23 protein-coding genes are annotated in these 25,188 nt (G+C 68.1%); 15 read left to right on the top strand and 8 right to left on the bottom strand.

Translation table 11 applies throughout. The features are described 5' to 3' along the window. Positions 1–6 precede the first annotated feature (6 nt). Complete coding sequence (locus P0Y33_RS14315; RefSeq protein WP_279528065.1) at positions 7–1,245, bottom strand: translation initiation factor IF-2 subunit gamma; 1,239 nt, start codon at positions 1,243–1,245, stop codon at positions 7–9. 106 nt (positions 1,246–1,351) lie between these two features. Between P0Y33_RS14315 and P0Y33_RS14310 the strand changes: the two genes are divergently transcribed. Then, complete coding sequence (locus P0Y33_RS14310) at positions 1,352–2,368, top strand: lysylphosphatidylglycerol synthase transmembrane domain-containing protein (RefSeq protein ID WP_279528064.1); 1,017 nt, start codon at positions 1,352–1,354, stop codon at positions 2,366–2,368. Positions 2,369–2,411: 43 nt separating this feature from the next. After that, on the top strand, positions 2,412–3,386 hold the full coding sequence (locus tag P0Y33_RS14305) for a DUF5787 family protein (protein WP_279528063.1): 975 nt from the start codon (positions 2,412–2,414) through the stop codon (positions 3,384–3,386). A 194-nt stretch (positions 3,387–3,580) separates the two neighbouring features. Here P0Y33_RS14305 and P0Y33_RS14300 read toward each other — a convergent pair whose 3' ends face one another. The 4 genes from P0Y33_RS14300 to P0Y33_RS14285 all read right to left on the bottom strand — a co-directional run bounded on the left by P0Y33_RS14300 (position 3,581) and on the right by P0Y33_RS14285 (position 8,385). After that, complete coding sequence (locus tag P0Y33_RS14300) at positions 3,581–4,405, bottom strand: MBL fold metallo-hydrolase (protein ID WP_279528062.1); 825 nt, start codon at positions 4,403–4,405, stop codon at positions 3,581–3,583. Positions 4,406–4,408: 3 nt separating this feature from the next. Next, the gene (locus P0Y33_RS14295; RefSeq protein ID WP_279528061.1) at positions 4,409–5,752 is read right to left on the bottom strand and encodes an ATP-binding protein; all 1,344 of its coding nucleotides are present in this window, start codon (positions 5,750–5,752) and stop codon (positions 4,409–4,411) included. Between the two features lie 27 nt (positions 5,753–5,779). Continuing rightward, entirely contained in the window at positions 5,780–7,516 is a 1,737-nt protein-coding gene (locus P0Y33_RS14290) for a flippase activity-associated protein Agl23 (RefSeq protein WP_279528060.1), read from the bottom strand. A 62-nt stretch (positions 7,517–7,578) separates the two neighbouring features. After that, complete coding sequence (locus P0Y33_RS14285; protein WP_279528059.1) at positions 7,579–8,385, bottom strand: hypothetical protein; 807 nt, start codon at positions 8,383–8,385, stop codon at positions 7,579–7,581. Between the two features lie 252 nt (positions 8,386–8,637). On the opposite strand from P0Y33_RS14285, the gene P0Y33_RS14280 reads away from it, so the two are divergent. The 3 genes from P0Y33_RS14280 to P0Y33_RS14270 all read left to right on the top strand — a co-directional run bounded on the left by P0Y33_RS14280 (position 8,638) and on the right by P0Y33_RS14270 (position 10,320). After that, positions 8,638–9,780: a thiolase family protein gene (locus P0Y33_RS14280; RefSeq protein WP_279528058.1), complete on the top strand. Its 1,143-nt coding sequence runs from the start codon at positions 8,638–8,640 to the stop codon at positions 9,778–9,780. Positions 9,781–9,899: 119 nt separating this feature from the next. Beyond that, positions 9,900–10,028 (top strand): hypothetical protein, encoded by a 129-nt coding sequence (locus tag P0Y33_RS14275; protein WP_279528057.1) that lies wholly within the window; start codon positions 9,900–9,902, stop codon positions 10,026–10,028. A 49-nt stretch (positions 10,029–10,077) separates the two neighbouring features. Further along, positions 10,078–10,320 carry a hypothetical protein gene (locus P0Y33_RS14270; protein ID WP_279528056.1) on the top strand — a complete coding sequence of 81 codons (243 nt, stop codon included), beginning with the start codon at positions 10,078–10,080 and terminating at the stop codon, positions 10,318–10,320. On the opposite strand, the gene P0Y33_RS14265 is transcribed toward P0Y33_RS14270, so the two are convergent. The 3 genes from P0Y33_RS14265 to P0Y33_RS14255 form a co-directional block, all read right to left on the bottom strand. Next, the gene (locus P0Y33_RS14265; RefSeq protein ID WP_279528055.1) at positions 10,321–10,869 is read right to left on the bottom strand and encodes a hypothetical protein; all 549 of its coding nucleotides are present in this window, start codon (positions 10,867–10,869) and stop codon (positions 10,321–10,323) included. Between the two features lie 64 nt (positions 10,870–10,933). Beyond that, on the bottom strand, positions 10,934–12,799 hold the full coding sequence (locus P0Y33_RS14260; RefSeq protein WP_279528054.1) for a cation:proton antiporter domain-containing protein: 1,866 nt from the start codon (positions 12,797–12,799) through the stop codon (positions 10,934–10,936). Between the two features lie 75 nt (positions 12,800–12,874). After that, on the bottom strand, positions 12,875–13,783 hold the full coding sequence (locus tag P0Y33_RS14255) for an MBL fold metallo-hydrolase (RefSeq protein WP_279528053.1): 909 nt from the start codon (positions 13,781–13,783) through the stop codon (positions 12,875–12,877). 101 nt (positions 13,784–13,884) lie between these two features. On the opposite strand from P0Y33_RS14255, the gene acs (P0Y33_RS14250) reads away from it, so the two are divergent. The 10 genes from acs (P0Y33_RS14250) to P0Y33_RS14205 all read left to right on the top strand — a co-directional run bounded on the left by acs (P0Y33_RS14250) (position 13,885) and on the right by P0Y33_RS14205 (position 25,139). After that, complete coding sequence (gene acs, locus P0Y33_RS14250; RefSeq protein ID WP_279528052.1) at positions 13,885–15,843, top strand: acetate--CoA ligase; 1,959 nt, start codon at positions 13,885–13,887, stop codon at positions 15,841–15,843. Between the two features lie 114 nt (positions 15,844–15,957). Continuing rightward, positions 15,958–17,670: a bacterio-opsin activator domain-containing protein gene (locus P0Y33_RS14245; RefSeq protein ID WP_279528051.1), complete on the top strand. Its 1,713-nt coding sequence runs from the start codon at positions 15,958–15,960 to the stop codon at positions 17,668–17,670. Positions 17,671–17,851: 181 nt separating this feature from the next. Then, positions 17,852–19,840 (top strand): acetate--CoA ligase, encoded by a 1,989-nt coding sequence (gene acs / locus P0Y33_RS14240; RefSeq protein ID WP_279528050.1) that lies wholly within the window; start codon positions 17,852–17,854, stop codon positions 19,838–19,840. A 21-nt stretch (positions 19,841–19,861) separates the two neighbouring features. Beyond that, the gene (locus P0Y33_RS14235) at positions 19,862–20,257 is read left to right on the top strand and encodes a DUF4212 domain-containing protein (RefSeq protein ID WP_279528049.1); all 396 of its coding nucleotides are present in this window, start codon (positions 19,862–19,864) and stop codon (positions 20,255–20,257) included. Next, positions 20,254–21,939, top strand: a complete 1,686-nt coding sequence (locus tag P0Y33_RS14230; RefSeq protein ID WP_279528048.1) for a sodium:solute symporter family transporter — start codon at positions 20,254–20,256, stop codon at positions 21,937–21,939. The genes P0Y33_RS14235 and P0Y33_RS14230 overlap by 4 nt, the downstream gene beginning before the upstream one ends. 2 nt (positions 21,940–21,941) lie before the next feature. Further along, positions 21,942–22,403: a universal stress protein gene (locus P0Y33_RS14225; RefSeq protein WP_279528047.1), complete on the top strand. Its 462-nt coding sequence runs from the start codon at positions 21,942–21,944 to the stop codon at positions 22,401–22,403. A 66-nt stretch (positions 22,404–22,469) separates the two neighbouring features. Then, on the top strand, positions 22,470–22,685 hold the full coding sequence (locus P0Y33_RS14220; protein WP_279528046.1) for a hypothetical protein: 216 nt from the start codon (positions 22,470–22,472) through the stop codon (positions 22,683–22,685). 96 nt (positions 22,686–22,781) lie between these two features. After that, complete coding sequence (serS, locus tag P0Y33_RS14215) at positions 22,782–24,164, top strand: serine--tRNA ligase (protein WP_279528045.1); 1,383 nt, start codon at positions 22,782–22,784, stop codon at positions 24,162–24,164. A 69-nt stretch (positions 24,165–24,233) separates the two neighbouring features. Beyond that, complete coding sequence (locus tag P0Y33_RS14210) at positions 24,234–24,578, top strand: hypothetical protein (RefSeq protein WP_279528044.1); 345 nt, start codon at positions 24,234–24,236, stop codon at positions 24,576–24,578. 57 nt (positions 24,579–24,635) lie between these two features. Next, positions 24,636–25,139, top strand: coding sequence for a DUF367 family protein (locus P0Y33_RS14205; protein WP_279528043.1), 504 nt, complete (start codon positions 24,636–24,638; stop codon positions 25,137–25,139). Positions 25,140–25,188: the final 49 nt, after the last annotated feature.

Here is a 25,188-nt window from a genome sequence, read left to right as displayed (position 1 = left end):
CGACGGCTATCCGGAGAGGGTCCCGATACCGATGAGTCGCCAGCGGGCGCCGACGCGGCGGTTGATGGCGATCTTCGCCCCCTCGCGGGCGCAGACGGGTCGTTTGAGCTGAACCTCACACTCGCCGGTCCGGGCGCTGGTGACCGCGCCGACGGTCGTCGCGGTCCCGACGGTGAGCATCAGGGGTTCGCCGGTCGATATCTCCTCGACTTCCTCGCCCTCCTCGGCGCCGACGAGGCGGTCGAGCAGGTCGACTTCCATCGTGAAGTCGTTCCACACGGGCGGGAGGGTCCCGGGGTGACCCGCGACCTGCCCGGCGAGCGCGTCGCCCTTCGTCAGCGACGGGTCGAGTCCCGTCCCGACGCCGAGCAGTCCACCGGGGGAGACGGAGTCGACCATCTCGCCGCCGGCCTGCAGGGAGCGGACCGACGTCTCGACGGGACGCCACTCGGTCTCGCCTTCCTCTTCGACTTCCCGACCCGGACGGATTTCGAGGTCGTCGCCGGCCTCGAGTTCGCCCTCGACGAGCGACCCGCCGACGACACCACCCTTCAACCCGTCCCACTTGGTACCGGGCTTGTTGATGTCGAACGAGCGCGCGACGAACATCTCGGGGTCCGCCTCGGGGTCGCGCTCGGGCGTGGGGATGGTCTCCTCCAGCGCGTCGATGATCAGGTCGATGTTGATCTCCTGCTCGGCGCTGACGGGCACGATGGGCGCGCCCTCCGCGACGGTGCCCTCGACGAACTCCTGGATCTGCTCGTAGTTCTCGCGGGCCGTCTCGGCGTCGACGAGGTCGACTTTGTTCTGCGCGATGACGACGTTCTCGATGCCGATGATGTCCAGCGCCATCAGGTGCTCCTCGGTCTGCGGTTGGGGCACCGATTCGTTGGCACTGACGACGAGCACCGCGCCGTCCATGAGGGAGGCGCCGGCGAGCATCGTCGCCATCAGGGTCTCGTGACCGGGGGCGTCCACGAACGAGACGGTGCGGAGCACGTCGGTCTCGACGTCGTGCTCGTCGCAGGTCTCGTCGACCGTGAAGGCCTCGGGTTCCTCGCACTCGGGGCACTTGCGGAGCGTCGCGTCGGCGTACCCGAGTCGAATGGAGATGCCTCGTTTCATCTCCTCGGAGTGCTGGTCGGTCCACTCGCCAGACAGCGCGCGAACGAGCGTCGTCTTACCGTGGTCGACGTGTCCGACGAGGCCGATGTTCACCTCCGGTTGTCGATGGTTGTGAGCCATTGAGTAATCTTGTGTTCATTTCGGCCCACGAGTCTGATAAACCCACCGTTACGAACCGGGGCGGACGGGCACCACGCCTATGCGGCGGGCCCGCGAACCCCTGGGCGTGAACGGAGGCGTCGACACGCGCACCGTCGGAATCGGCTTCGTCGGAGCGGTCGTCGTGACCGGGCTCCTCCTCTGGGTCGTCGGCGTCGGCGCGGTCCTCGACGCACTCGCCCGCGCCGACCCGAGTCGACTCCTCGTGGTGGGCGTGGTCGCGACGGTCTGGTTGACCGCCTGGGGACTCTCGCTGCGCACCGTCCTCGGGGTCCTCGGCCAGGACATCGGCGTGCTGCGCGCCGTCGCGGTCTACTCGTCGGCCGTGTTCGCGAACAACGTCACCCCCTTCGGGCAGGCGGGCGGCGAACCGTTCAGCGCCTACCTCATCTCCTCGGAGACAGAGGTGGAGTACGAGACCGGCTTCGCCGCCATCTCCAGCGTCGACGCGCTCCACTTCGTCCCCTCGCTCACGCTCGGCGTCCTCGGACTCGCCTACCTCGGGACGAGCGTCACCCTCGGCCGCCAACTCACGCTCGTCGCGGGAGTCGTCGCCGCGCTCGCGGTCGGTATCCCGCTCCTCGGCTACTACGTCTACCGCAACCGCGAGCGCGTCGAACACGCGGTCGGTCGCGTCCTGACGCCGGTCGTCCGCCGCGTCGGCAGCGTCGTCCCCGGCGTCGAGCCACTGACCGAAGCCGAAATCGAGTCGCGCATCGAGGCGTTCTTCCTCGACATCGACCGGGTCGCCACCGACCGCCGTGGACTCGCGCTCGCGCTCGGGTACTCCGCGCTCGGGTGGCTAGCGCTCGCCGCGTCGCTGTGGTGTTCGCTGTGGGCGCTCGGCTACGCGATTCCCGTCGCCGTCGCCATCGTCGCCATCCCCGTGGGCGACCTCGCGGCCGCGATGCCCCTCCCGGGCGGTCTCGGCGGTCTCGAAGCCCTCCTGGTGCTCGTCCTCGTCACGTTGACGTCGGTCTCCGCACCCGTCGCGATGGCCGCCGCCCTCGTCCACCGCGTCGCGACCTACTTCCTGCCGATGGTGCTGGGCGGGGGCGTCGCGGCGGTCATCGCGACCGACTGACCGGGACGAGAGGCTTTTCGCTCCGCGGCCCCTCACCTCCCCTGTGCGCGAGTTCGCCTTCGAACTCCGACTCTGCGCCCACCTCGAAGCCGCGAGCGACAGCGTCGTCGCCCGGCAACTCGGCACCGCCGTCCACGACCCCGGCGGGCGCATCGTGGACGTCGTCCACGTGAAACCGGGGCCGGCCTTCGACGCGCGGACCGACCTGACGCCCGACGAGATTCCGGTCGCAGTATTGGAGGCGGACGTGGGCGTGGGCCGGTGGCGCCGCGTCACCGACGCCTTCGACGGCCCGGCCGAACGCGCCCGCCGCCTCGCCGACGCGGGCGTCGAGGCTGGCTTCCTCGAACGCACCCGGAGAGGCGGCCACGACGTCGTCCGGCAGGCAACGCGCTATCCCGAGGGGTGGTTCGACTCGCTGGTCGGTATCGAGAACAAACCCGACCTCGGCGAACCCGGCGCCCTCGAAGCCCAACTCCGCCACGACGTCTCGCTGGGCGTCCTCGACGAAGTCGTGCTCGCCACCGAGTCCTACGTGACCGGCGCGCACCTGAACCGCATCCCCGAGGAGGTGGGTGTGTGGTCGGTCGACTTCGACCGCGAGGACCCGGTCGAGGTGGTCCGCGAGGCGACGCCGCTCGACGCGGCGGGACCGGGCGTCGAAGTGCTCGACTCCCACCCGCTCCGGACGGACGTGCGCGTCGCGAGCGCCGAGTCGAAGGCCCGCCAGCGCCGTCGCGTGGCCGAACGAGCCTACGGGAAGGGCTGGCGGACGTACGACCTGCCCGCGTGTGAGCGGGCGGAAACGGACTCCGAGTCGGGGACCGACGGCCTGCCCCACTGCGCGTGGAAGGGTCGGTTGGTCGACGCCGCCGCCGAGTGCGGTCCCGACTGTCCGGGCTACGCGGAGAGCGACGCACCCGACGTGGACCTCGACGCAGAGCGCGCCCGGCGGACGGCGTGGAACCCCGACCCGGGCGGCGCCGCTCGACGGCAGGCCGGTCTCGACGACTTCTGAGCGGCCGGCCACCGCTCCGTTTCCGAGATATGGGACGGTGTTCCCGAGATACGGCCCGGATAGCTGAGTTGTTCGGCTCGTTTCGGAGATATCGGCCGGATAACTCAGTTATCGCCGACGTACGCGAGATATAGCGGGGTGTTGCCGAGATACGGGGCGGCGGTCGGCGTCGCGCAGGCGGTAGCGGGTCGTCGCTACAGGTCGAACGTCTCGCCGTCGACGGCCAGCGGTTCCTCGAACGCCTGCTCGGGCGGGTAGCGGTGGGCGACGTGGACGACGCGGCGCTGGCGCGCGTCGAGTTCGTCCGCGAGGTCGAGTGCGCCTTCGAGGGTCATGTGTTTCGTGCCGAACGTCCGGGGGACGCCCTCCTCGTTCTCGTGGCGGCCGCCGAGCGGGTGGTACTCGCAGAGGGAGGCCGGGACGATGCCGTCGGCGAGCAGGAGGTCGGCGTCGCGCAGGCGCTCGCGGCTCTCCTCCGGAATCTGGTAGTTCGTGTCGCCCGTGAGCGCGAGTTTCGCACCGGTCTCGGGGTGTTCGACGACGACGCCGTAGGTGAGCAGCGGTGGGTGGACGACCGGGACGAGCGTCACGTCGAACCCGCAGACCCGGAAGGACTGGAGGGGTTCGCGTGGCTGGACGGAGACGGTGTCGAGGTAGTCGTACTTCCGGTCGATGCTCTCGGCGACGCTCTCCTCGGTGACGGGGTCGGTCTCGTCCGCCGCGTACACCGGGAGGTGGTCGAGCAGGCGGTAGACGTTGCCCAGTCCGTCGAGGTGGTCGAAGTGGATGTGGGTGACGACGGCGGCGTCGGGGAGCGCGACGTCCTCGCGGAGGAACTGCTGGCGGAAGTCCGGACTCGTGTCGATCAGGAGCACCTCGCCGGTCTCCTCGTTGACGACGTGGACCGACGAGCGGGTACGCTCGACGTCGCGTTCGCGGGCCGCGAGGCAGGTGTCGCAGTCACACCCCGGTCGGGGCGTGCCAGCGGTGTCGCCGGTTCCGAGGAGCGTGACGCGCATGGCTCAGTGGTCGTGGTCGCCGTGGTCGTGTCCGCTGTCGTCGCCGGCGGCGCTGGCGCTCCCGCCGCCCCCGCCGGGTTCGAGTGCCTCTTCGAGCGTGTCGAGGTTGCGGAGGTGGTCGCGCTCCTCGAACTGGCCGACGGCGTCGACGAGGTCGTCCTGCGAGAGCGTCTGACGGTCCTCCATCAGCGCGTCGAGGACGGCCTCGCGGAGGACGAGTCGGAGGTCGCTCCCCGTGAGTCCATCGGTCTCTTCGGCGAGTTCATCGGGGTCGAAGTCGTCGATGTCCATGTCGCGGGTGATGACGCGGAGGATGTCCGCGCGCATCTGGACGTCCGGGCGCGGGAACGAGAGAATCTCGTCGAAGCGCCGCCACACCGCCTGGTCGAGGTCGTCGGGGTGGTTGGTCGCACCGATGAGGAGCACGTCGTCCCGGACGAGACTCATCTCGTCGATGCTCTTCAGGAGGGTGTTGACCGCGCGCTTGATGGCGGCGTGCTCGTCGGAGGTGCGGGTCTTCGCGACGAAGTCGAACTCGTCGATGAAGAGGATACACGGCGAGAGGCGCTTGGCCACCTCGAACACCTTCTCGACGTTCTTGGCGGTCTCGCCGAGGTACTGGCTCGTGATCATCGAGAGTTTTACCTCGACGAACGGGAGGTCGAGTTGGTGGGCGAGACCCTTCGCGGTCGACGTCTTCCCCGTGCCGGGCGGGCCGACGAACAGGAGTTTCCCGATCTCGTGGAGACCGATGTTCGCGAGGTACTCGCGGTGTTCGATGGCCTTCCCGACCTTCGTCACCTCGGCCTCCTGCTCCTGGGTGAGCACGAGGTCGTCGAGGGTCGTGTCGATCTCCGCTGGTGCGCGGACGTCGACGAGGTCGAGCATCTCCTCGTCTTCCTCGTCGAAGTACTCCTGGAGCAGCGAGTCGATCCACTGCGGGTCGGCCTGGACGGGCCGATTCGTCTCGCGAGCGGTCTCGTAGTCGACGCCGTCGAACGACTCCTCGAAGGCGTGGGCGAGCGTCGGGTTCGCGGCGACGCGGTCGGCCTCGGCGTTCTCGACGAACCACTCCTCGGCCATCCCGTCGTCGACGAGTTTCAGCCGTCCGGAGAAGGTGTCGCGGTCGGTGAACATCAACCCGGAGATGGCGTCCCACGGGTCGGAGATGCCGGTCGCGGCGCGTGCGGTGTCCTCGGTGGTCGGCGTCGGTCGCTCCACCCCGTCCTCGCCCCACAGCGCGCGGCGGGTCCGCGGCGGGAGGTCGTTCTCGTCGAGGTCTTTCTCTCGGTCGTAGACGCTCGCGGTGAGGAGGAACTCGACGACGTCGAGGGCCCTATCGGTCATTCCCGGTAAACTTGCCGACGTAGGGGTTTAAGGCCGTCGTCCCTGGCCGTCGACGGAGGCCGACGCCACCGGGGAAGGTCGGTGCTCGACCTGCACCGACTCGTTCACGAGCGTGGTCGACGCGCGCGGGGCGTCCTCGGAGACGAAGAAGACGAGCGGCCGTCCCCAGAGGTAGCCCTGGTGGGTGACTCGGCTGTAGCCGTCGAGGTTCCGCTCGATTTCGGGAGCGTCCCGTTCGAGGGCGACGACCACCGGGGGCGCGCCGTCTTCGAGTTCCGAGACGGCCTTCGCGCTGGAGACGTTCGCGCCGTACTGGTCGAAGTACCACGGCAACGGGAGGCGGGCGAACCACCCCGGCGACGCCGGGCCGTACGATTTGGCGGTGTCGTTGGGGGCGTAGAACTCCGACCCGTAGAAGAGCACGTCGACGCCGTCGTTGGCCGTCGAGATTCGCTCGATTTCGTGGAGCGTCGGCTTCATCTCGCCCGAGGGCTGGGCGTACTGGACGATGGGGTTGTCCGGGGACTGCTCGGCCTGGAAGTTCGCCCAGACCGCGACGCCGCCCGTCGTGGCCGCGACGAGGAGGAGGACGACGGCCGCGGCGCTCGCACCGACCCGGTCGCCGGACTCGTGGGCCGCCCGGCCACGGCGGTAGAGGTAGGCGACGCCGACGCCCGCGGGGAGTGCGAGCGGGACGAGGACGTGGACGGCCGTCCACCCGGCCATGATGTCCGTGCTGATGGCGTAGCCGACGATGCTCGCGAATCCCCAGTAGCTGAAGAAGCCGACGATGGCGCGGGGGTCGTCGCCGTAGCGGTCGACGAGGAAGCCGAACGCGGCGAAGACGACGAGGGGGGCGCCGCCGACCGCGAGGATTTCGAGGAACTTCCCGAGGAACGCGACGACGGAGTGGTCGTGCATCCCCGAGACGAGCCAGGTGTTCGCGAACTCGTGCCAGACGCCGACCGTGGCGGCCGAGAGGACGCCCGGGAGTTTCGTGGGGTCGGCGAGCGCGTGGTAGAGGTCGGGTTTCGGGGCGTAGAAGGCGACGAAGACCACGAAGAACTCGACGAAGAGTGCGACCGCGAGCAGGCCGCCGCGGCCGACCGTCCGGGCGTCCGCGCGGGCCAGCGCCCCGACGAGTCGACGGGGGAGTGGCGACTCGCGGGCGAGCAGTCGGCGGTCGGCGACCAGCGCGAGCGACCCGGCCCACGCGACGGGGTAGAGCAGCGCGTTCTCCTTCGTCGTGAACGCGAGGGCGAAGAAGAACGTCGCGAGCGCGAGGTAGTGCGGGCGGCGCTCCGGACGGTCGATGGCCCGCAGGGCGAACCCGACGGTCACGAGGACGAACGCGGCGAGCGGGAGGTCGTTGCGCATGAACCGCGAGTAGTAGATGAGGATCGGGTTCGCGGCGAGGAACAGGCCCATCGCGACGACCTCGGTGTCGCGCAGGTGGTCGCGGAAGAGGAGGGCAGCCAGCGGCAGGAGGGCGCCGACGACCGCGACGACGAGGCGGGCGGTGAAGTCCGAGGGACCGAGAACGGAGAAGACGGTCCCGTTGACGTGCGGGAGGAACGGCCCGTGGATGATGGGTCGGTAGTCCCACTGCCCGGTGGCCACGTAGTGGAGGATCCAGTCACCGACGCGCCCCTCGTCCTGGTGGGCGACGCGCTCGCCGAGGCGGAACAGGCGGACGAGCAACGCGCCCACCGAGACGAGGAGGAGCGCGGGGAGGGGGCGGGTCAGACGTCGGGGACCGCTCATGCCCTCCCGTTGTGGGGGTCAGAATAAACGGTTTTTCGTCTCACGTCGCGAGCCGGGCGGCGTCACGCACCGGCACTAGCTGAACCGGACGCGCTGGCGCTCGCGCCGAGACCGAAGGTGGACTGGAGCCACCCGTCGACGGAAGCGCGGACGTCCTCGACGGCGCCGCCGACGTTCACGTCGACACCGAAGAGACCGCCGTCGTCAGCCGCACCGCCGGCTTTCGCGTCGCCGCTGGCTTCGGCACCGAGACCGATGTCGATGCCGAAGAGACCACCGTCACCGGAGGCGTTCGCCTCGGCACCGGCGTCGGCGGCCGCGTTCGCGTCGGCGGAGGCACCCGCGTCGACGTCCGCGGAGACGTTCGCGTCGGCCTCGACGCCGACCGTGGCGTCACCGGCGGAGTCGGAGTCGTTCGAGGTGCTCGACGCGTCGGCGTCACCGCTCGCCGTAGCGTCGGCCGTCACTACGCTCTCGGAGACGACCGTGAGGGAGACACCCGAGTCGAGGATACCGTCGTCGACGCCGACCTGCACGACCTGGGTCACGCGGGCGCCCGAGTCGGTGGTCGCGGTGAGCGAGAGCGTCCGATCACTGTCGGGTTTCGCGAGCGTGACCGTCTCGCTCCCGTTCACCGTGTAGGTGCCCGAACCGGCGTACGCGGCGTCACCCGTCGGGCGGACGGCGAGAGTGGCGTTCCCGTCCACGTGCTCTTCGACGTGGACGACGACGTTCCCGTTCTCGTACTCGGTACTCACACTGAGCGATCCGTCTGCGGTACTCGTCGTGTTGGCGCCGGCGGCCGCCGCGGGGGAAGCCGCGACGAGTAGGCCGACGACCGCCACTGCGAAGAGTCGTTTCGCGTTCATTGCATCGGGAGCCACGGCCCGGACGTGCATATAAAGTCGAGACCGTCGGCCCCGGATTTGCGACCCTTAACGCGGATTCAACCCGGTTTCGACCGTGTCGAGAGGACAGAATATCCGGGGGCCAGTCGGGGCGGACACGCCCGAACGGTGCGCCTCGTTCACGTGTTCGGGGTTTGTTGCTAACAACTATTCTCCACTCGCGTGTTTCATCAACAACTGCTAAGTTCGTGCAGCGACGAGGAGTGGACGAACATGTCATCCGACACCACGCCGGTCATCGCGGCCGCAGTCCGGACCCCGCAGGGCAGAGAGGGAGGCGTCTACGAGGACACCCGGAGCGAGGACCTCGTCGTCCCGCTCGTGAACCACATCCTCGCGGAGAACGACCTCGACGGCGAGGCCATCGACGACCTGATGCTCGGGTGTGCCCAGCAGCGCGGCGAGCAGGACAACAACGTCGCCCGCGTCGTCGCACTCCTCTCGGACCTCGGCGAGTCTGTCCCCGCGACGACCATCAACCGATGGTGTGCCTCTTCGATGCAGTCCATCATGAGCGCCAGCGACGCCATCCGCGCGGGCCAGCGACAGGCCATCATCGCGGGCGGCGTTGAGAACATGTCCCGCGTCCCGATGGAACACGGCTACGAGAGTGTCCACCCGGGCCTCGGCGACGAGTACGACCTCCCCGACCTCACGATGGGGATGACCGCCGAGAAGGTCGCCGAGGAGTACGACGTCACCCGCGAGGAGATGGACCGCTACTCGGTCCGGAGCCACGAGCGTGCCGCCGAAGCGACCGAGTCGGGCCGCTTCGACGACGAGATCGTCCCCATCGAGACCGACGACGGACTCGTCACCGAGGACGAGGGCATCCGCCCGGGCACCGACTTCGAGACGCTCCAGTCGCTCGACCCCGTGTTCAAGAGCGACGGCGCGGTCACGGCGGGGAACGCCTCCCAGATCTCCGACGGCGCGGCCGCGACGCTCGTCACGAGCGAGGCCTACGCCGAGGAACACGACCTCGACATCATGGCCTACGTCGGCGACAACAACGTCGCGGGCGTCGACCCCACGGTCATGGGCATCGGCCCGGTCCCGGCGACGAAGGGCCTCCTCGAACGCACGGGCGAGTCCATCGACGAGTTCGACCTCGTGGAACTCAACGAGGCGTTCGCCTCCCAGACGCTCTACAGCCAGCGCGAACTCGGCATCCCCGACGACAAGTTCAACGTCAACGGCGGCGCCATCGCCATCGGCCACCCGCTCGGTACCTCCGGCGCTCGCCTCCCCGTGACGCTCATCCACGAGATGGAGAAGCGTGACGCCGAGAAAGGCCTCGCGACGCTCTGTGTCGGCTTCGGGCAGGGCGGCGCCATCACGTTCGAGCGGAAGTAGGTCGCCTCCTTCCCACGGGATATTCGCCCGTGAGCGAACGTCGTGAGCGAACGGACCGACGAGCGACTACGCACGGCCTTCGGCCGTGCACTGGAGCGAGACGGGTTTTCGCGTATCTTTTGCCAGCGAGGGAGCGAAGTGACCGAGCGCAGCAAAAGGTACTGGAGGAGCGCGACGCCGAGAAAGGCCTCGCGACGCTCTGTGTCGGCTTCGGGCAGGGTGGCGCCATCACGTTCGAGCGGAAGTAGAACTCCTCGGAACTCTCGGTTTTTTGTGGACGGCCGACCACCGGCGAATATGCCCTCCCTCCGCGAGTTGGCCGTGTTGTGGACCTTCGAACTCGCGCTCATCGTCTTCGTCGCCGTCGGTTTCTTCGACGTCTTCGTCCTCGGTGGCCCGCTCGAAGGACTGTTCCGTCCGGTGTTCGAGTTCACCGACGCGCACTCGGGCGCGTGGTTCGCTGCGAGCGTCGTCGTGGTCTTCCCCGGTGGACTCGCGCTCCTGGGGAACGTCCAATTGCTACTGCGAGAGTCGGACTGACTACTCGTACATCCGATCGATTCGTCGCGGCTCTTCCTCGGACTCGGCCGTCCCTGGGACGACGTCCTCGGAGACGGCGTCGAGTTCCTCGGCGGCGGCCCGTGCGACCGGGACGCCCGCGCGGACGACGCCCTTCACCGTCTCGTTGTACTCCCGAAGTCCGAACCCCGCGTCGAAGGGGTAGAGTCGGTCCTGAACCGCGTAGCCGTCCCAGCGCTGGCCTTCGCCGTCGCCGGCGGTCAGCCGACGGATCGAGGCGTCGGTGTCGTGGACGGCCTCGGCGGCGGCCTCGTGTGCACGGTCGAGGGTCTCCTCGTCGAGTGCCTCGACGCCCCCGTCGAGGTGGTCGCTGACGCGGAAGACGTACTCGACGAGGAAGGAGCGGTCACCCCGGAATCCGGTGAGGCGGACGCGGTTGTCGTTGCGGTCGACCCGGAGACCCGCGACCTCGGTCCCCTCGACGTCGTACTGGAAGGTTCGGACGTCGTCGCCGAGTTCGAGGGCGTAGCCGGTCACCGTGCCGAGCGCGTCGTAGAACTCGCCAGCCATGTTCGGGGACGGGAGCGTCGCGAAGAAAGACGTTGTGGGGCGGAGAGGGACAGGTGGGGAGCGCTCAGGGGTTCTCCCGCGGGTGACACATGTCGATGGCCTCGCGGACCGCCTCCTTCCGACCGAGGAAGGTGAGGTGGTCGCCGAGTTGGAGGGTGAAGTCCTGCTCGGGGACCTGGTTCTCCTCGTCGCGGCCGACGAGCGCGATGATACAGCCGTTCGGCAACTCTTCGTCGAGTTCGCCGATGGTCTTCCCGACGAGACTCTCGGAGGTGACCTCGATCTCCTGGACGTCGCCGGAGCGACCGATCTCGGTCATCCAGTTGGCGAGCGCGGGGCGCTCGATGAGGTTGTCGATCCCCCAGGCCGTCGCCATCGTCGAGGAGACGGTGCGGACACCGAGGTCCTCGAAGGCGTCGACGTTGTCCGGGTTGTTCGCGCGGGCGATGATGGTCTCGACGTCGAACTTCGAGTCCGCGAGTTGCGAGACCAGCAGGTTCACGTCGTCGTCTCCGGTCGCGGCGACGACGATTTTCGCGTTCTCGACGCCCGCCCGGCGGAGGACGTCGGTGTCGGTCCCGTCCCCGATGTGGACGGTGAACCCTTCTTCACGTGCTCGTTCGACTGCCGATTCGTCCTGTTCGATGATGACGACGTTCTCACCGCGGTCTTCCAGACGCGTTGCGAGCGCCCGGCCCACGGTGCCGCCGCCGACGATGACTACGCGCATGGGTATTACGTCGAGGAAGCTAGCTATCTGTCTGGCGGGTCCACCCTCGAAGACGACGGTGAAGAGGATGACGAGGAAGACGATGCCGACGAGGACGCGTGCGGCCTCGTGCATCCCTTCGGCCTGCAGTTGGACGGCGAAGAGGGTCGCGACGGACGCGGGGATGATCCCCCGCGGGCCGACGAAACTCATGAAGGCCCGCTCGCCGCCGGTGAATCGGTCTCCGACCGTCGAGAGCATGACGCCGACGGGGCGGATGACCCCCGCGACGAGGACCGCGACGAGGAGTCCCCGCCACCCGAGGTAGAGGAGGTCCTCGAAGGAGAGGAGGGCGGCGAGCGTGATGAAGACGAACGAGAGGACGATGAGGGTGATGTCGCCCTTGAACGACTCGATCTCCTCCTCGTAGGGGAGGTCGGCGTTGCCCAGGAGGACGCCCGCCGTCGCGACGGCCGCGATGCCGGCCTCGCCCTTCAGGTAGTCCGCGGCGGCGAAGGAGACGAGCGCGCCCGCGAGGACGATGAACCGGGCGTTCTGGACGGGGTTGCCGGCCGAGAGGTCGACGTGGTTGAGCAGGTAGTAGACGAGCGCCGCCACGATGGCACCGATGGCGATCCCGATGCCGAGTCGGACGGTGAACGCCTCGATCATGGCCTTCTGGGACGTCGAACCGACGACGACCGCCTCGAAGGTGACGATGGCGAGGATGGCCGCCGTCACGTCGTTGACGACGCCCTCGGTCTCCAGCGCGGCGGCGACGCGGTCGCGCACGGGGACGACTTCGAGGATGGGCGTGATGACCGTCGGCCCGGTGGCGACCAGCAGCGACCCGACGAGGAACGCGAGGTCCCACGGCGTCCCGAGGAGGAAGCGGACCGCGATCGCGGTCCCGAGGAGCGCGACGAGCGCCCCGACGGTCACCAACCGGAGCGTGTCTCGGGGCGCCTCCCGGAGTTTGTCGATCTTGATGTGGAAGGCCCCCTCGAAGACGATGATGGCGACCGAGATACCCACGATAGTCGGCAGCGCGTCGCCGAACGCCGCCGGGTTGATAACGTGGAGCACCTCCGGTCCGAGGACGACGCCACCGAGCATGAGAAAGAGCACGCTCGGCACCTGGAAGCGGTCGGCGAGCACCTGGGCGGCGACGCCGAACGCGATGATAGCCACGACGAGCGAGAGGAGTGCAGAAGCCGACACCTGTTTAGAGACCTCCGTGTAGTACGCGGGTTCGAGGGGCGTAAGTATAAATTAGGTGGTGTCGGCGGCGTTCCCTCACTCCCGTCGCTGCAGGTAGCGCAACACACCTCGGACGTTCATCCGCGCCTCGGCACGGGCGCGCTCCGGGTACCAGACGTCGTCGAGGTCCGACTCGTCGGCGAAGTACTCCTGGACGGCAGTCTCGTCGCCGAGTTCCGCGTACTTCTCGGCGATTCGGTCGACCCACTCGGTCAGGACGTCGGCGTAGTCGGCGAGCACGGTGTCGGGGTCGGCGGGGCACTCGCCGAAGTGCCCGAAGAGCAGCGACTCGGGGTCGAGGTCGCGGAGCATCTCGACGTCGTCGAGACACTGTTCGAGGTCGAAGTTCGGCGGCGGGGAGGTGGGGTGAACCTCTTCGAGCGGCGGGACCCAGATGCCCGCCGCGTCCGCGGTGAAGAGCGCGTCGTCGCGCCGGTCGTGGAAGACGACCTGGTGGGGCGCGTGACCGGGGGCGTGGTGGACGTCGAAGACGCGGTCACCGAGGTCTATCTCGTCGCCGTCGGTGAGTTCGACGATCCGGACCTCGGGGACGGGGTTCGGTTCGGCGTAGTGCTGCCACTGGTCGCCGACGGCCTGTTTCGTCCCCTCGACGAGGCGACTGGGGTCGACGAGGTGCGGAGCACCGACTTCGTGGACGTAGACGTCGGCGTTGGGACACGCCTCCGCGAGGTAGCCCGCGCCGCCGGCGTGGTCGAGGTGGACGTGGGTCGGCGCGATGACCTCGACGTCCGCGGGGTCGATGTCGAGGTCGTCGAGGGCGTCGAGGAGGTACTCGTAGTTGGTGCCGATGCCCGTGTCGACGAACGCCGGCCGCTCCGCGTCGACGACGTAGGCCGCCCCGTACTCGGAGGTGTCGTACATTCCGGTGTCGACGTAGTGGACGCCGTCGCACGCGGTCGCTTCGTAGCGGTCGCCTGCCGTCATACCGAGTAGGGTGACGGGGAGCGAGAAAAGCGTTGGCCTCGGTCGCAACGTCGTCGGCGGGGCGAATCTTTTTGCCACGTACCACGAAGACTAGACGACGAATGGACGACGCCAGGTTCCCCCAACTGCGCTCGCCCGCCGCGGACGAGGAGCGACTGCCACCACCCGCGTCGTTCGTCGAGCAGGCGAACGTCACCGACGAGTCGATCCGGCGGGAGTTCGAGCAGAACTGGCCCGCGTGCTGGAAGCGGGCCGCCACACTCCTCGACTGGTCGACGCCGTACGACCGGGTGCTCGACACCGATGACGGGTACACCTGGTTCGACGGGGGGTCGCTGAACGCCGCCTACAACTGCGTCGACCGGCACCTCGAAGCGGGCCGGAAGAACCAGGCCGCCATCAAGTGGGAGGGGAAACTCGGCGAGACGCGCACCTACACCTACCAGGACCTGTCCCGGGAGGTGAACGCCCTCGCCGCCGCGCTCCGGGACCTCGGCGTCGAAGCGGACGACGTCGTGACCGTCTACATGCCGATGATTCCCGAACTCCCCATCACGATGCTCGCGTGCGCGCGCATCGGCGCGGTCCACTCCGTCGTCTTCGCCGGGTTCTCGGGCGACGCCCTCGCCACCCGGATGGAGAACTCGAACTCCGAGTACCTCCTCACCTGCGACGGCTACTACCGCCGGGGGACCGCCTACGACCTGAAGAGCAAGGCCGACAACGCCTGTCTCGCGGTCCCGCAGTCGGTCGAACAGGTGGTCGTCGACCGACTCGGCGACGACCGCTCGCTCGGTGACGACTACCACGACTACGGCGACCTCGTCGCCGACCACGAGGGGGCCGACGTCGACCCCGTCGCCCGCGACGCCGACGACGACCTCTTCCTCATCTACACCTCGGGGACGACCGGCCAACCGAAGGCCGTCCGCCACACGACCGGCGGGTACCTCTCTCACGTCGCGTGGACGAGTCACGCTGTCCTCGACCTCGAACCGGACGACACGCACTGGTGTTCGGCCGACGTCGGGTGGATCACGGGCCACTCCTACATCGTCTACGGACCGCTCGCCCTGGGCGCGACGACCGTGATGTACGAGGGGACGCCCGACCACCCCGAACGCGACCGCCTCTGGGAGATCGTCGAGCGGAACGCCGTCGACGTCTTCTACACGGCGCCGACGGCGATTCGGGCGTTCATGAAGTGGGGGTCGGAACACCCCGACTCACACGACCTGTCGAGTCTCCGCCTCCTCGGGACCGTCGGCGAACCCATCGACGAGACGGCGTGGCGGTGGTACTACGAACACATCGGTGACGAGGAGTGCCCCATCGTCGACACGTGGTGGCAGACCGAGACCGGCGGCGTCCTCCTCTCGACGCTCCCCGGCGTGGACCCGATGCGACCCGGTGCCGCCGGGCCGGCCCTCCCCGGCGTCGAGGCGGACGTCGTCGACGCGACCGGTAAGTCGGTCGACCCCGGCGAGTCGGGGTCGCTCGTCGTCACCCGTCCGTGGCCGGGGATGGCGGCCTCGCTCTGTGAGGGCGCGGACCCCGGTGCCGACTCGCCCGTGACGCACGGGACCGGTGGGTGGACCTACCGGACCGGCGACAGCGCGCGCGTCGACCGGGACGGCTACATCCACCTCCTAGGCCGGGAGGGCGACGTCATCAACGTCGCGGGCCACCGCCTCGGCACGACGGAACTCGAGTCGGCCATCGTGGGCGTCGACGGCGTCGCCGAGGCCGCAGTCGTCGGCGGCGACCACGACCTCAAGGGGACCGAAGTCTACGCCTACGTCAGTCCGCGGAAGAACGTCAGCGCGACCGAACCGCTCCGCGAGCGCGTCCGGGAGGCCGTCGCGGACGCCATCGGCCCGTTCGCGACCCCCGACACCGTCGTCTTCACCCCCGACCTCCCGAAGACGCGCTCCGGGAAGGTGATGCGGCGGTACCTCGAACGCATCACGAACGGCGAGGAACTCTCGGACACGAGCGCGCTGCGGAACCCCGAGATCGTCGGGGAACTCGAATCCATCGTCGAGGACATTTCGGACTAGCTCGAAATCGCGAAACAGGCCTCACCGTAGGTCGCGGTGTATTCAGTGAACTGTCTGTGTTCCCTGTTCTCAGTACCCAACACTTATTCGGGATACCGTAGAAGACGAAACAGTATGGCCGACGGGGGGCGAGACGGACTGACGTCGACGGAGTACGAGCGGGTGTGCCGGGCGACGGAGACGTACCGCGAGGAACTCGTCGTCGAACTGTGCGGGCGAGTCGGTCTCCGTCCGAGCGAGATCGCCCGACTCCGCCCGTCAGCCCTCACACGACGGGAGTTCGACGGAGCCGAACACTACTTCCTCGACGTCCCGGACGGAGACGGGGGGACCCGGAGGGCGTACGTCCCGGTGGACGTCGCGGACGCCTTCCAGAAGTACGTCGAGGTGAACGACACCGGCGACGACGAGCGCGTCTTCGGAGTGACGCCGCGCCGTCTCCAGATGCTCGTCTCGGACGTCTCCGACCGCGCGGACGACGGGGACGCCCGACTCGCGGACGTCTCCGCACGGGACCTCCGCCAGTACTTCGCCAGATGGCACCTCGTCGAAGAGGACGTCGACCCGCGGGTCGTCCAGGTGGCTGGTGGGTGGTCACGGCTCGACAGCCTCGAACCCTACCTCGACCCACCGACGGACCGCGAACTCGCCGCCGCACTCGGTGACGAGGAGGCGGTCGACGGTGACGACGACGACGCGAACACCCGCGCCGTCGGGAACGCGTTCACCGAGGGGACGCTGGCGCTCGGGTCGGCGCTGGAGAGCGTCTCCACCCGCGAGGAGGTCGAACGCGCCACCTGCGAGACGCTCGGCGACCTCGTCCGTGCCGCCTGGGTCTGCGACGAGCGTGGTGACCTCCGCGAGTGGGCCGGGACGGACGAGACGCGGGCGCGCGAGACGGTCGAGGACACGGTCCGCGACACCGCGCTCTTCGACGAGCGTGGCGTCCGCGGAGACGTGCAGTTCGTCGAGTGCGCGCTCGACGCCGACCGGTGGGATCGTGGGTGTACGTTGGCGGTGAGCGTGGCCCGGTCGAACGAGACCGCCCACGGACTGCTCTGCGTCGTCGGCCCGGACACACCCAGTACCGGCCTCAAGCAGTTCCTCGTCGACGCCGGCCGTCGCGTCGGTTGGACCCTCGACGCGGTCGAGCGCAAGCGGTTGCTCCTCGCCGACACCGGCGTCGAACTCTCCTTCGAGGTCACCGAGGGGTCGTTCTTCGTCGAGGCGTCGTCGGCACTCGACTGCCGATTCGACCTGGAGGGACTCGTCCCCGTCGAGGACCAGTCGTTGCTCTACTTCGTCACCGCGGAGGGCGCGTCCGTCGAGGACCTCCTCGACGAGGCCGCGGCGTCCGAGTCCATCGCCGACGTCCGTCTTATCCGGGACTACGGGGAGCGCGCCCAACTGGAGTTCGTCGTCTCTGGGCCGACGCCGACGACGGCGCTGGTCGAGCGAGGCGGGGCCATCGAGTCGGCCACTGCCGAGGACGGCGTCGCGACGATCACCGGCGTCTTCTCGAAGAAGGTCGACGTCCGCGGCGTCGTCGAGGACCTCACGGCGGCGTTCCCCGGTGTCGACCTCCGGGCGAAACGCGAAGTCGAGCGGAGCGCACCGAGCACCGACCTCCGGCAGACACTCGAAGAGGGGTTGACCGAGAAGCAACGCTCGGCGCTCCGCGCGGCGTACTTCGCGGGTTACTTCGAGTGGCCGCGGGGCAGCACCGCCGAGGAACTCGCCGACGCGATGGACGTCTCCTCGCCGACGCTCCACAACCACCTCCGGAAGGCCCAGCAGAAACTCCTCACCGCGGTGTTCGAGGAGTGAACCAGGAACGTCGGGGCTAACTGCCTAGCGCCGTCGGCCCCCGCGAACACGGTCGAACTCCCGTCTCCGAACGCCGTCGGGGCGGATCTGACCGGAGCGGCGCGCTCGGTCACCTTCACTGATTATTACGATAGTTAGCTGGAGGGCTTTTTATCCCATTTGTCCAGTGTTACATCGGACCATGGCTGACGAAGACCCCGACGTCGAACTGGAAGCACGGCTCGAAGAGCAGGAGGAGTTCGAGCCGCCGGAGGCGTTCGTCGAGCAGGCGAACGTCTCGGACCCGGAGATTTACGAGGAGTTCGAGGAGACGTGGCCGAACTGTTGGCGGGCGGCCGCGGAACTGCTCGACTGGGAGGACGACTACGACCAAGTACTGGACGACTCGAACCCACCGTTCTACGAGTGGTTCACGGGCGGGTCGCTGAATGCGTCGACGAACTGTCTGGACCGCCACCTCGAAGAGCGCGGCGACGAGGCCGCCATCGAGTGGGTCGGCGAACCGACCGACGAGGCGAATCGTACCTACACCTACGAGGAACTCCACCGCGAGGTCAACGAGTTCGCGGCCGCACTCCGCGACATCGGCGTCGAGGAAGACGACGTCGTCACGATGTACATGCCGATGATTCCCGAACTCCCCATCGCCATGCTCGCGTGCGCCCGCATCGGCGCACCCCACTCCGTCGTCTTCGCGGGCTTCTCCGCCGACGCTCTCGCGACCCGCATGAACTCCGCCGATTCGGAGTACCTCGTCACCTGCGACGGCTACTACCGCCGCGGCGACGCTCTCGACCACCTCGACAAGGCCAACGAAGGACTCGCCGACGTCGAGCACGACGTCGAGTCCGTGGTGGTCGACCGCCTCGGCGACGAACTCGAACACTCCCTGGCTCCGAACCAGCACGACTACGAGGAACTCGTCACCGAGCACGCCGGTGCCACCGTCGAACCCGTCGACCGCGACGCCGAGGACATGCTCTTCCTCATGTACACTTCGGGCACCACCGGTCAACCGAAAGGTGTCAAACACACCACCGGGGGGTACCTCTCCTGGGCCGCCTGGACGAGCCAAGCGGTACTGGACATCAAACCCGAGGACACCTACTTCTGCTCGGCCGACATCGGCTGGATCACCGGCCACACCTACATCGTCTACGGACCGCTCGCGCTGGGGACGACGACGATGATGTACGAGGGGACGCCCGACCACCCCGAGCGCGACCGCCTCTGGGAGATTATCGAGGAGTACGAGGCGACCCAACTCTACACGGCGCCGACGGCGATTCGGGCGTTCATGAAGTGGGGTTCGGAGTACCCCGACGCCCACGACCTGTCGAGTCTTCGCCTCCTCGGGACCGTCGGCGAACCCATCAACCCCCGCGCGTGGAAGTGGTACTACAAGTACATCGGCGGGGAAGAGTGTCCCATCGTCGACACGTGGTGGCAGACCGAGACTGGCGGGATGATGATCACGACGCTACCGGGTGTGAAGAACATGAAGCCCGGGAGTGCGGGACCGCCGCTCCCCGGTCTCGACGTCGAAATCGTCGACACGAACGGCGACCAGGTCGAACCCGGCCGCGCCGGCTACTTGACGGTCAACAAACCGTGGCCCGGGATGCTCCGGACGCTCTACCAGAACGACGAGCGCTACATCGAGGAGTACTGGGAGGAGTACTCCGATACGGACTCGGACGACCCCGAGGACTGGGTCTACTTCCCCGAGGACGGCGCGAAAATCGACGAGGACGGCTACATCACCGTCCTCGGCCGCGTCGACGACGTCCTCAACGTCTCCGGCCACCGCCTCGGCACCATGGAGATCGAGAGCGCCATCGTCGGCGTCGAGGGCGTCGCGGAGGCCGCGGTCGTCGGCGGCGAACACGAGATCAAGGGCGAGGCGGTCTACGCCTACGTCATCACCGAGGACGGCTACGAGGGCGACGACGCCCTCCGCCAGCGCATCATCGAGGGCGTCGAGGACGCCATCGGCCCCATCGCCCGCCCCGAGCAGGTCGTCTTCACGCCCGAACTACCCAAGACGCGTTCTGGCAAGATCATGCGCCGCCTCCTCGAAGACATCGCCAACGAGGCCGAACTCGGCGACACCTCCACCCTCCGCAACCCCGACGTCGTCGAAGAGATTCGCACGAAAGTACAGGACTGAAACCACACAGACTCCCAACCAATGACTGACAACGACAGAGCCGAGTCGTCCGACGACTCACGAGCTGTACCGGACGGTGGCGTCGCGAGTGCGTCACAGCGCCACCAGGACACCGACTACCTGCAAGAAGAGGTGAACCTCCTCAAACCGAGCACCCCGTTCATGCGGGACCACCTCCGAATCATCTGGACTGGTTTCGCCATCTGGGCGGTCATCGTCTTCGGGCCAGTGACGCTGACGAAACTCGCCCCCGGCGTCATGACGACGCCGATTCCGGTCCTCGAGTTCCCGCTGCACTACTTCCTCATGGCCATCGTCGCGCCGACCGGCGGACTGCTCCTCTCGCTCTGGTACGTCCGCAAGCGCGACGCGCTCGACGAGAAGTACGGCATCGCCCACGGGGGTGAGAGCGAGTGAGCGCACTCGTCCCGCTCCAGAGCAGCGCACTCCTCCCGGAGGGCCTGAACGTCTCGTTCAAGCTCCTCCCGGCACTCCTCGTCCTCGGCATGCTGGGGCTGTTCCTCGCCATCGGCTTCGCCTTCCGCGTCGCCGACACGGAGGGGATGTGGGTCGCCGGCCGGTCCATCGGCAACCTGGAGAACGGGGCCGCCATCGGTGCCAACTGGATGTCCGCCGCGTCCTACCTCGGCATGGCGGCGCTCATCGCCATCTCCGGTGTGTACGGGCTGGCGTTCGTCGTCGGCTGGACGACGGCGTTCTTCCTCGTCCTCATCTTCATGGCCGCCCAGATGCGCCGGTTCGGCAAGTACACGGCGCCGGACTTCGTTGGAGACCGATTCAACTCCGACGCCGCCCGCGCCATCGCGGCCGTCACGACGTTCCTCATCGGCTTCGTCTACGCCATCGGACAGGCCCGCGGGATGGCGCTCGTCGGCCTCTACGTGTTCGGTGACATCAGCCTGCTCGGCCTGACCGGCTACCAGTCGATGGTCATCTTCATGATGGCTATCACGGTCGCCTACCTCACCCTCTCCGGCATGATGGGGGCGACGAAGAACCAGGCCGTCCAGTACACCATCCTCATCGTCGCGTTCCTCGCCGGTCTCTACGCCGTCGGGTGGTCGCAGGGCTACTCGACGATCATCCCGCACCTCGAGTACGGCCAACTCATCAGCGAACTCGGCCGTGAGTTCTCCGCACCCTTCACGTCCGGGAGCTACTACCTGTGGATCGCGACGTGTTTCTCGCTCATCGTCGGGACCGCGGGTCTCCCCCACGTCCTCGTGCGCTACTACACGGTCGAGTCCGAGCGGACCGCCCGCTGGTCGACCGTCTGGGGGCTGTTCTTCATCTGCCTCCTCTACTGGAGCGCGCCCGCCTACGCCGCGTTCGGGACCGACCTCTACGCACAGCAGATCGGCCCCGTCTACGGCGACCCCGGGATGACGAGCGCCGCCGCCGACGTCATCGTCGTGCTGGCGACCCAACTCGCGGGTCTCCCGCAGTGGTTCGTCGGCCTCGTCGCGGCGGGCGGCATCGCCGCCGCCATCGCGACCGTCGCCGGCCTCTTCATCGCCGGTTCCTCGGCGATCTCGCACGACATCTACACGAACATCATCAACCCCGACGCGACCCAGCGCCAGCAGGTGCTCGTCGGCCGCCTGGCCATCATCCTGCTCGGCGTCATCACGACGCTGGCGGCGCTCGACCCCGCGGCACCCATCGCCGCGCTCGTCTCCTACGCGTTCTCGCTGGCTGGCTCCGTGCTGTTCCCGATGTTCTTCCTCGGACTCTGGTGGGAGAACACGAACCGTGAGGGAGCCATCACCGGGATGCTCACCGGGCTGACGCTCTGGTCCATCCCGATGATCAACGAGGTCGTCCCGACCTACGTGGGCGGGATGGAAGGTCCGCTCGTGCCGCTGTTGGCGCAGTGGATGCCGGCCATCGGCTCGGCGCTCATCACCACGCCCATCGTCTTCGCGGTCACCATCGGGGTCTCCCTCGTCACCGAGGAACCCGACCTCGAGACGAAGCGGCTGGTCCGGCAGTGTCACAGCCCCGAACCGATGTCCCAGATGCAGTCCGCAGAAGAGGTCGCCACGACCGACGGCGGTGAAACCCCGGCCGACGACTAACCATGTACGAACGAATCCTCGTCCCGACGGACGGAAGCGACGTCGCGGAGGTCGCCATCGACCACGCGGTCGACCTCGCGGAGAAGTACGACGCCGAGATCCACGCCCTGTACGTCGTCGACGTCGACGCGGTCAGTTTCGGTCTCGGCGCCGAACAGGTCGACCGCATCCGCCAGGGACACTTCGGCGAGATGGACGAACTCGAAGAACGAGCGAACGACGCGACCGGCGCGGTGGCCGAGGCGGCCGCCGAGCACGGCATCTCGGCCGTCGAGGAAGTCCGGGTCGGCCGGCCACACGCGGTCATCGCCGACTATGCCGAGGACGAAGACGTCGACCTCGTCGTGATGGGCAGTCACGGCCGCGCCGGCGTCTCCCGGGCCATCCTCGGGAGCGTCACCGAGCGGGTACTCCGCTCGACGCACCGCCCCGTCCTCGTGGTCGACTACGAGCGCGAGGACTAAGGTGACTCGGCACCCTCTCGTCACCATGGTCGACGCGACCGCGCCGCGACGAGAGGTGACCGGGCGATGAACCCCATCGAGACGGTCCGCGAACACGTCGGCGAGCACCGCTCCGGCCTCCTCGCCGACCTCGTGTTCGCCCTCGCGTGGGTGACGTTCGTGAACGTCTTCTTCGACGTCGTAAGCGGCCCACAGTGGGCGTACTACCTGTTCATGGCCGCGGGGGTCGTCGCCTACTTCGGCTTCTTCGCCTCGCTGAAGGCGGCGCGAGCGGCGAAGTAGTCGGAGTCGAACGGGAGCCTCTCGCCACACCGTTCTTCGAGACACCGCCACACAGGTCCGATACGGTTTTGCGTCGTGGCCGAGAATTCCCGGCAAATGCTGAGCAGACAGTACGTCCGCGAGAACCCCGCGGAGGTACGCGCCGCACTCGAGAAGAAGGGCGTCGAGGACGTCGACCTCGACCGCATCCTCGAGATCGACGAAGAGTGGCGCGACCTCAAGTCCCGTGGCGACGACCTCCGACGACAGCGCAACGAGGTCTCCCAGGAGATCGGGACGCTCAAACAGGAGGGCAAAGAGGAGGAAGCCCAGGAGGCCATCGAGCGCTCCCAGGAACTCAAAGACGAGATCCAGGCCGTCGAGGAGCGCGCGGACGAACTGGAGTCCGAACTCGAAGACCTCCTCATGCGCCTCCCGCAGATCCCCCACGAGGACGTACCCGTCGGCGAGGACGAGAGCGAGAACGTCGAGCGCCGCCGCGAACTGTTCGACGACCTCCGCGACCTCCCCGACGACGTGACACCCCACTACGACCTCGGCGAGGAACTCGACATCCTCGACTTCGAGCGCGGCGCGAAGGTCTCGGGCGGTGGGTTCTACTTCACGAAGGGCGACGGCGCCCGTCTCGAACACGCACTCGTCCAGTTCATGCTCGACGTCCACCGCGAGCAGGGGTACGTCGACGTCTTCCCGCCCATCCCGGTCAACTCGAAGTCGATGGAGGGGACCGGCCAGTTCCCGAAGTTCACCGAGGACGCCTACCGCGTCGAGGGCGAGAGCCACGAGGACTACGACGACGACGACCTCTGGTTGCTCCCCACCGCGGAGGTGCCGGTCACGAACATGTACCGCGACGACATCCTCCTCAAGGACGACCTGCCCCTGAAACACCAGGCGTACTCGCCGAACTTCCGGCGGGAGGCCGGTGAACACGGGACCGAGACGCGGGGCATCGTCCGCGTCCACCAGTTCAACAAGGTGGAGATGGTCAACTTCGTCGAACCCGACGAGTCCTACGAGCGCTTCGAGGGTCTCGTCGGCGAGGCCGAAGAGGTGCTCCAGCGTCTCGGTCTGCCCTACCGCATCCTGGAGATGTGTACGGGCGACCTCGGCTTCACGCAGGCGAAGAAGTACGACCTGGAGGTGTGGGCGCCCGCCGACGACATGCCCGAGGGTCCCGAGGAGGGCGGCCGCTGGCTCGAAGTCTCCTCGGTGTCGAACTTCGAGGACTTCCAGGCGCGGCGCGCGGGTATCCGCTACCGCCCCGAGCGCCACGAGTCCGCGGAGTACCTCCACACGCTCAACGGGTCGGGTCTCGCCATCCCGCGCGTGATGGTCGCCATCCTCGAGTACTACCAGAACGAGGACGGCACCGTCGACGTCCCGGAGGCCCTCCAGCCCTACATGGGCGGTACGGAGGTCATCGAGGGCCACGAGAAGGTCGGCGAGGCGGCGCTCGGCGCCGGCGAGAAAGAGTAACGCGGGAAACACTTTTCTCGGAGGGCGACCTCTCTCACACCTGGTGTCCGCGGCGACACCGGAGCAATCGTGGAGTTCTACCAGGCGAAACCCGGCGTCGAAGTCGGGCACGAAACGTACGGTCGGGGCGTCGTCCGAGCGGTCCGTCCGCAGACCGACGAGCGAGTGGCGGAGGCCGACGTGTACTTCTACGAGCACGACGCGGCGACGAACGTCCCCCTCCTCGCGCTCGAACCGGCCGCGGCGGTGACGCGGACGGACGTCACCGACACCGACCACGGACTCACGGTGACGGTCGACGACGGTCTCTACACGGTCGCGCTCCGGCCGGACGGCGAGGGCGGTGGCTTCGAGGTGACCCTCTCGCTCGGGAACGCGACGCTCGACAGCGCCCACCTCTCGACGGATGAGTGAACGACCGTCCGGGGGAGCGCGGTCCTTTTCTCTCTCGGGCGGCTACGTCGCGTAACCGTGGAACTGCACGTCCGCTACGAGGGCGACGACGACCCGAAGAAGTGCACGGCGCGAAAGCTCGCGCGCTTCGACGAGTGCGAACTCCACCGCTCGCACCGCGCGACGCCCTACGGCGTCGTCCTCAACCCACACGCCGAGCAAGCGCTCTCGCCGGCCGACGCCGACCACGCGAAGTTGGTCGCGCTCGACTGCTCGTGGGAGACCGCCGAGGAGGCGATGTTCGAGATGGCCGGCGAACACCGCGCGCTCCCCTTCCTCGTCGCCGCGAACCCCGTGAGCTACGGCCAGCCGTTCCGGCTGAACACCGTCGAGGCGTTCGCGGGCGCGCTCTGTATCTTCGGCGAGCGCGAGCACGCCGAGGACCTCCTCTCGAAGTTCCGCTGGGGCCACACCTTCCTCGAACTGAACGAGGAACCCCTCCGGCGGTACAGCGAGTGCGAGACGTCCGCCGAAGTCGTCGAGATACAGCAGGAGTACTTAGACGCCGGCGAGACGGAGTGAGGCCCGTAAGGCTCGCGGACCTGGTGGACTCTGCAACACCGTGAGACGC

Source organism: Halospeciosus flavus (assembly GCF_029814175.1).
GTDB lineage: Archaea > Halobacteriota > Halobacteria > Halobacteriales > Halobacteriaceae > Halospeciosus > Halospeciosus flavus.
Note: the sequence above shows the minus strand (reverse complement) of the source record. Positions and strands in the feature narration are given on the sequence as shown.

Coding starts and splice junctions, on each gene's coding strand:
- P0Y33_RS14315 (WP_279528065.1), bottom strand. CDS start 1,245: ATGGCTCACAACCATCGACAACCGGAGGTGAACATCGGCCTCGTCGGA.
- P0Y33_RS14300 (WP_279528062.1), bottom strand. CDS start 4,405: ATGCGCGTCACGCTCCTCGGAACCGGCGACACCGCTGGCACGCCCCGA.
- P0Y33_RS14295 (WP_279528061.1), bottom strand. CDS start 5,752: ATGACCGATAGGGCCCTCGACGTCGTCGAGTTCCTCCTCACCGCGAGC.
- P0Y33_RS14290 (WP_279528060.1), bottom strand. CDS start 7,516: ATGAGCGGTCCCCGACGTCTGACCCGCCCCCTCCCCGCGCTCCTCCTC.
- P0Y33_RS14285 (WP_279528059.1), bottom strand. CDS start 8,385: ATGAACGCGAAACGACTCTTCGCAGTGGCGGTCGTCGGCCTACTCGTC.
- P0Y33_RS14280 (WP_279528058.1), top strand. CDS start 8,638: ATGTCATCCGACACCACGCCGGTCATCGCGGCCGCAGTCCGGACCCCG.
- P0Y33_RS14270 (WP_279528056.1), top strand. CDS start 10,078: ATGCCCTCCCTCCGCGAGTTGGCCGTGTTGTGGACCTTCGAACTCGCG.
- P0Y33_RS14265 (WP_279528055.1), bottom strand. CDS start 10,869: ATGGCTGGCGAGTTCTACGACGCGCTCGGCACGGTGACCGGCTACGCC.
- P0Y33_RS14255 (WP_279528053.1), bottom strand. CDS start 13,783: ATGACGGCAGGCGACCGCTACGAAGCGACCGCGTGCGACGGCGTCCAC.
- acs (WP_279528052.1), top strand. CDS start 13,885: ATGGACGACGCCAGGTTCCCCCAACTGCGCTCGCCCGCCGCGGACGAG.
- P0Y33_RS14245 (WP_279528051.1), top strand. CDS start 15,958: ATGGCCGACGGGGGGCGAGACGGACTGACGTCGACGGAGTACGAGCGG.
- acs (WP_279528050.1), top strand. CDS start 17,852: ATGGCTGACGAAGACCCCGACGTCGAACTGGAAGCACGGCTCGAAGAG.
- P0Y33_RS14235 (WP_279528049.1), top strand. CDS start 19,862: ATGACTGACAACGACAGAGCCGAGTCGTCCGACGACTCACGAGCTGTA.
- P0Y33_RS14225 (WP_279528047.1), top strand. CDS start 21,942: ATGTACGAACGAATCCTCGTCCCGACGGACGGAAGCGACGTCGCGGAG.
- P0Y33_RS14220 (WP_279528046.1), top strand. CDS start 22,470: ATGAACCCCATCGAGACGGTCCGCGAACACGTCGGCGAGCACCGCTCC.
- serS (WP_279528045.1), top strand. CDS start 22,782: ATGCTGAGCAGACAGTACGTCCGCGAGAACCCCGCGGAGGTACGCGCC.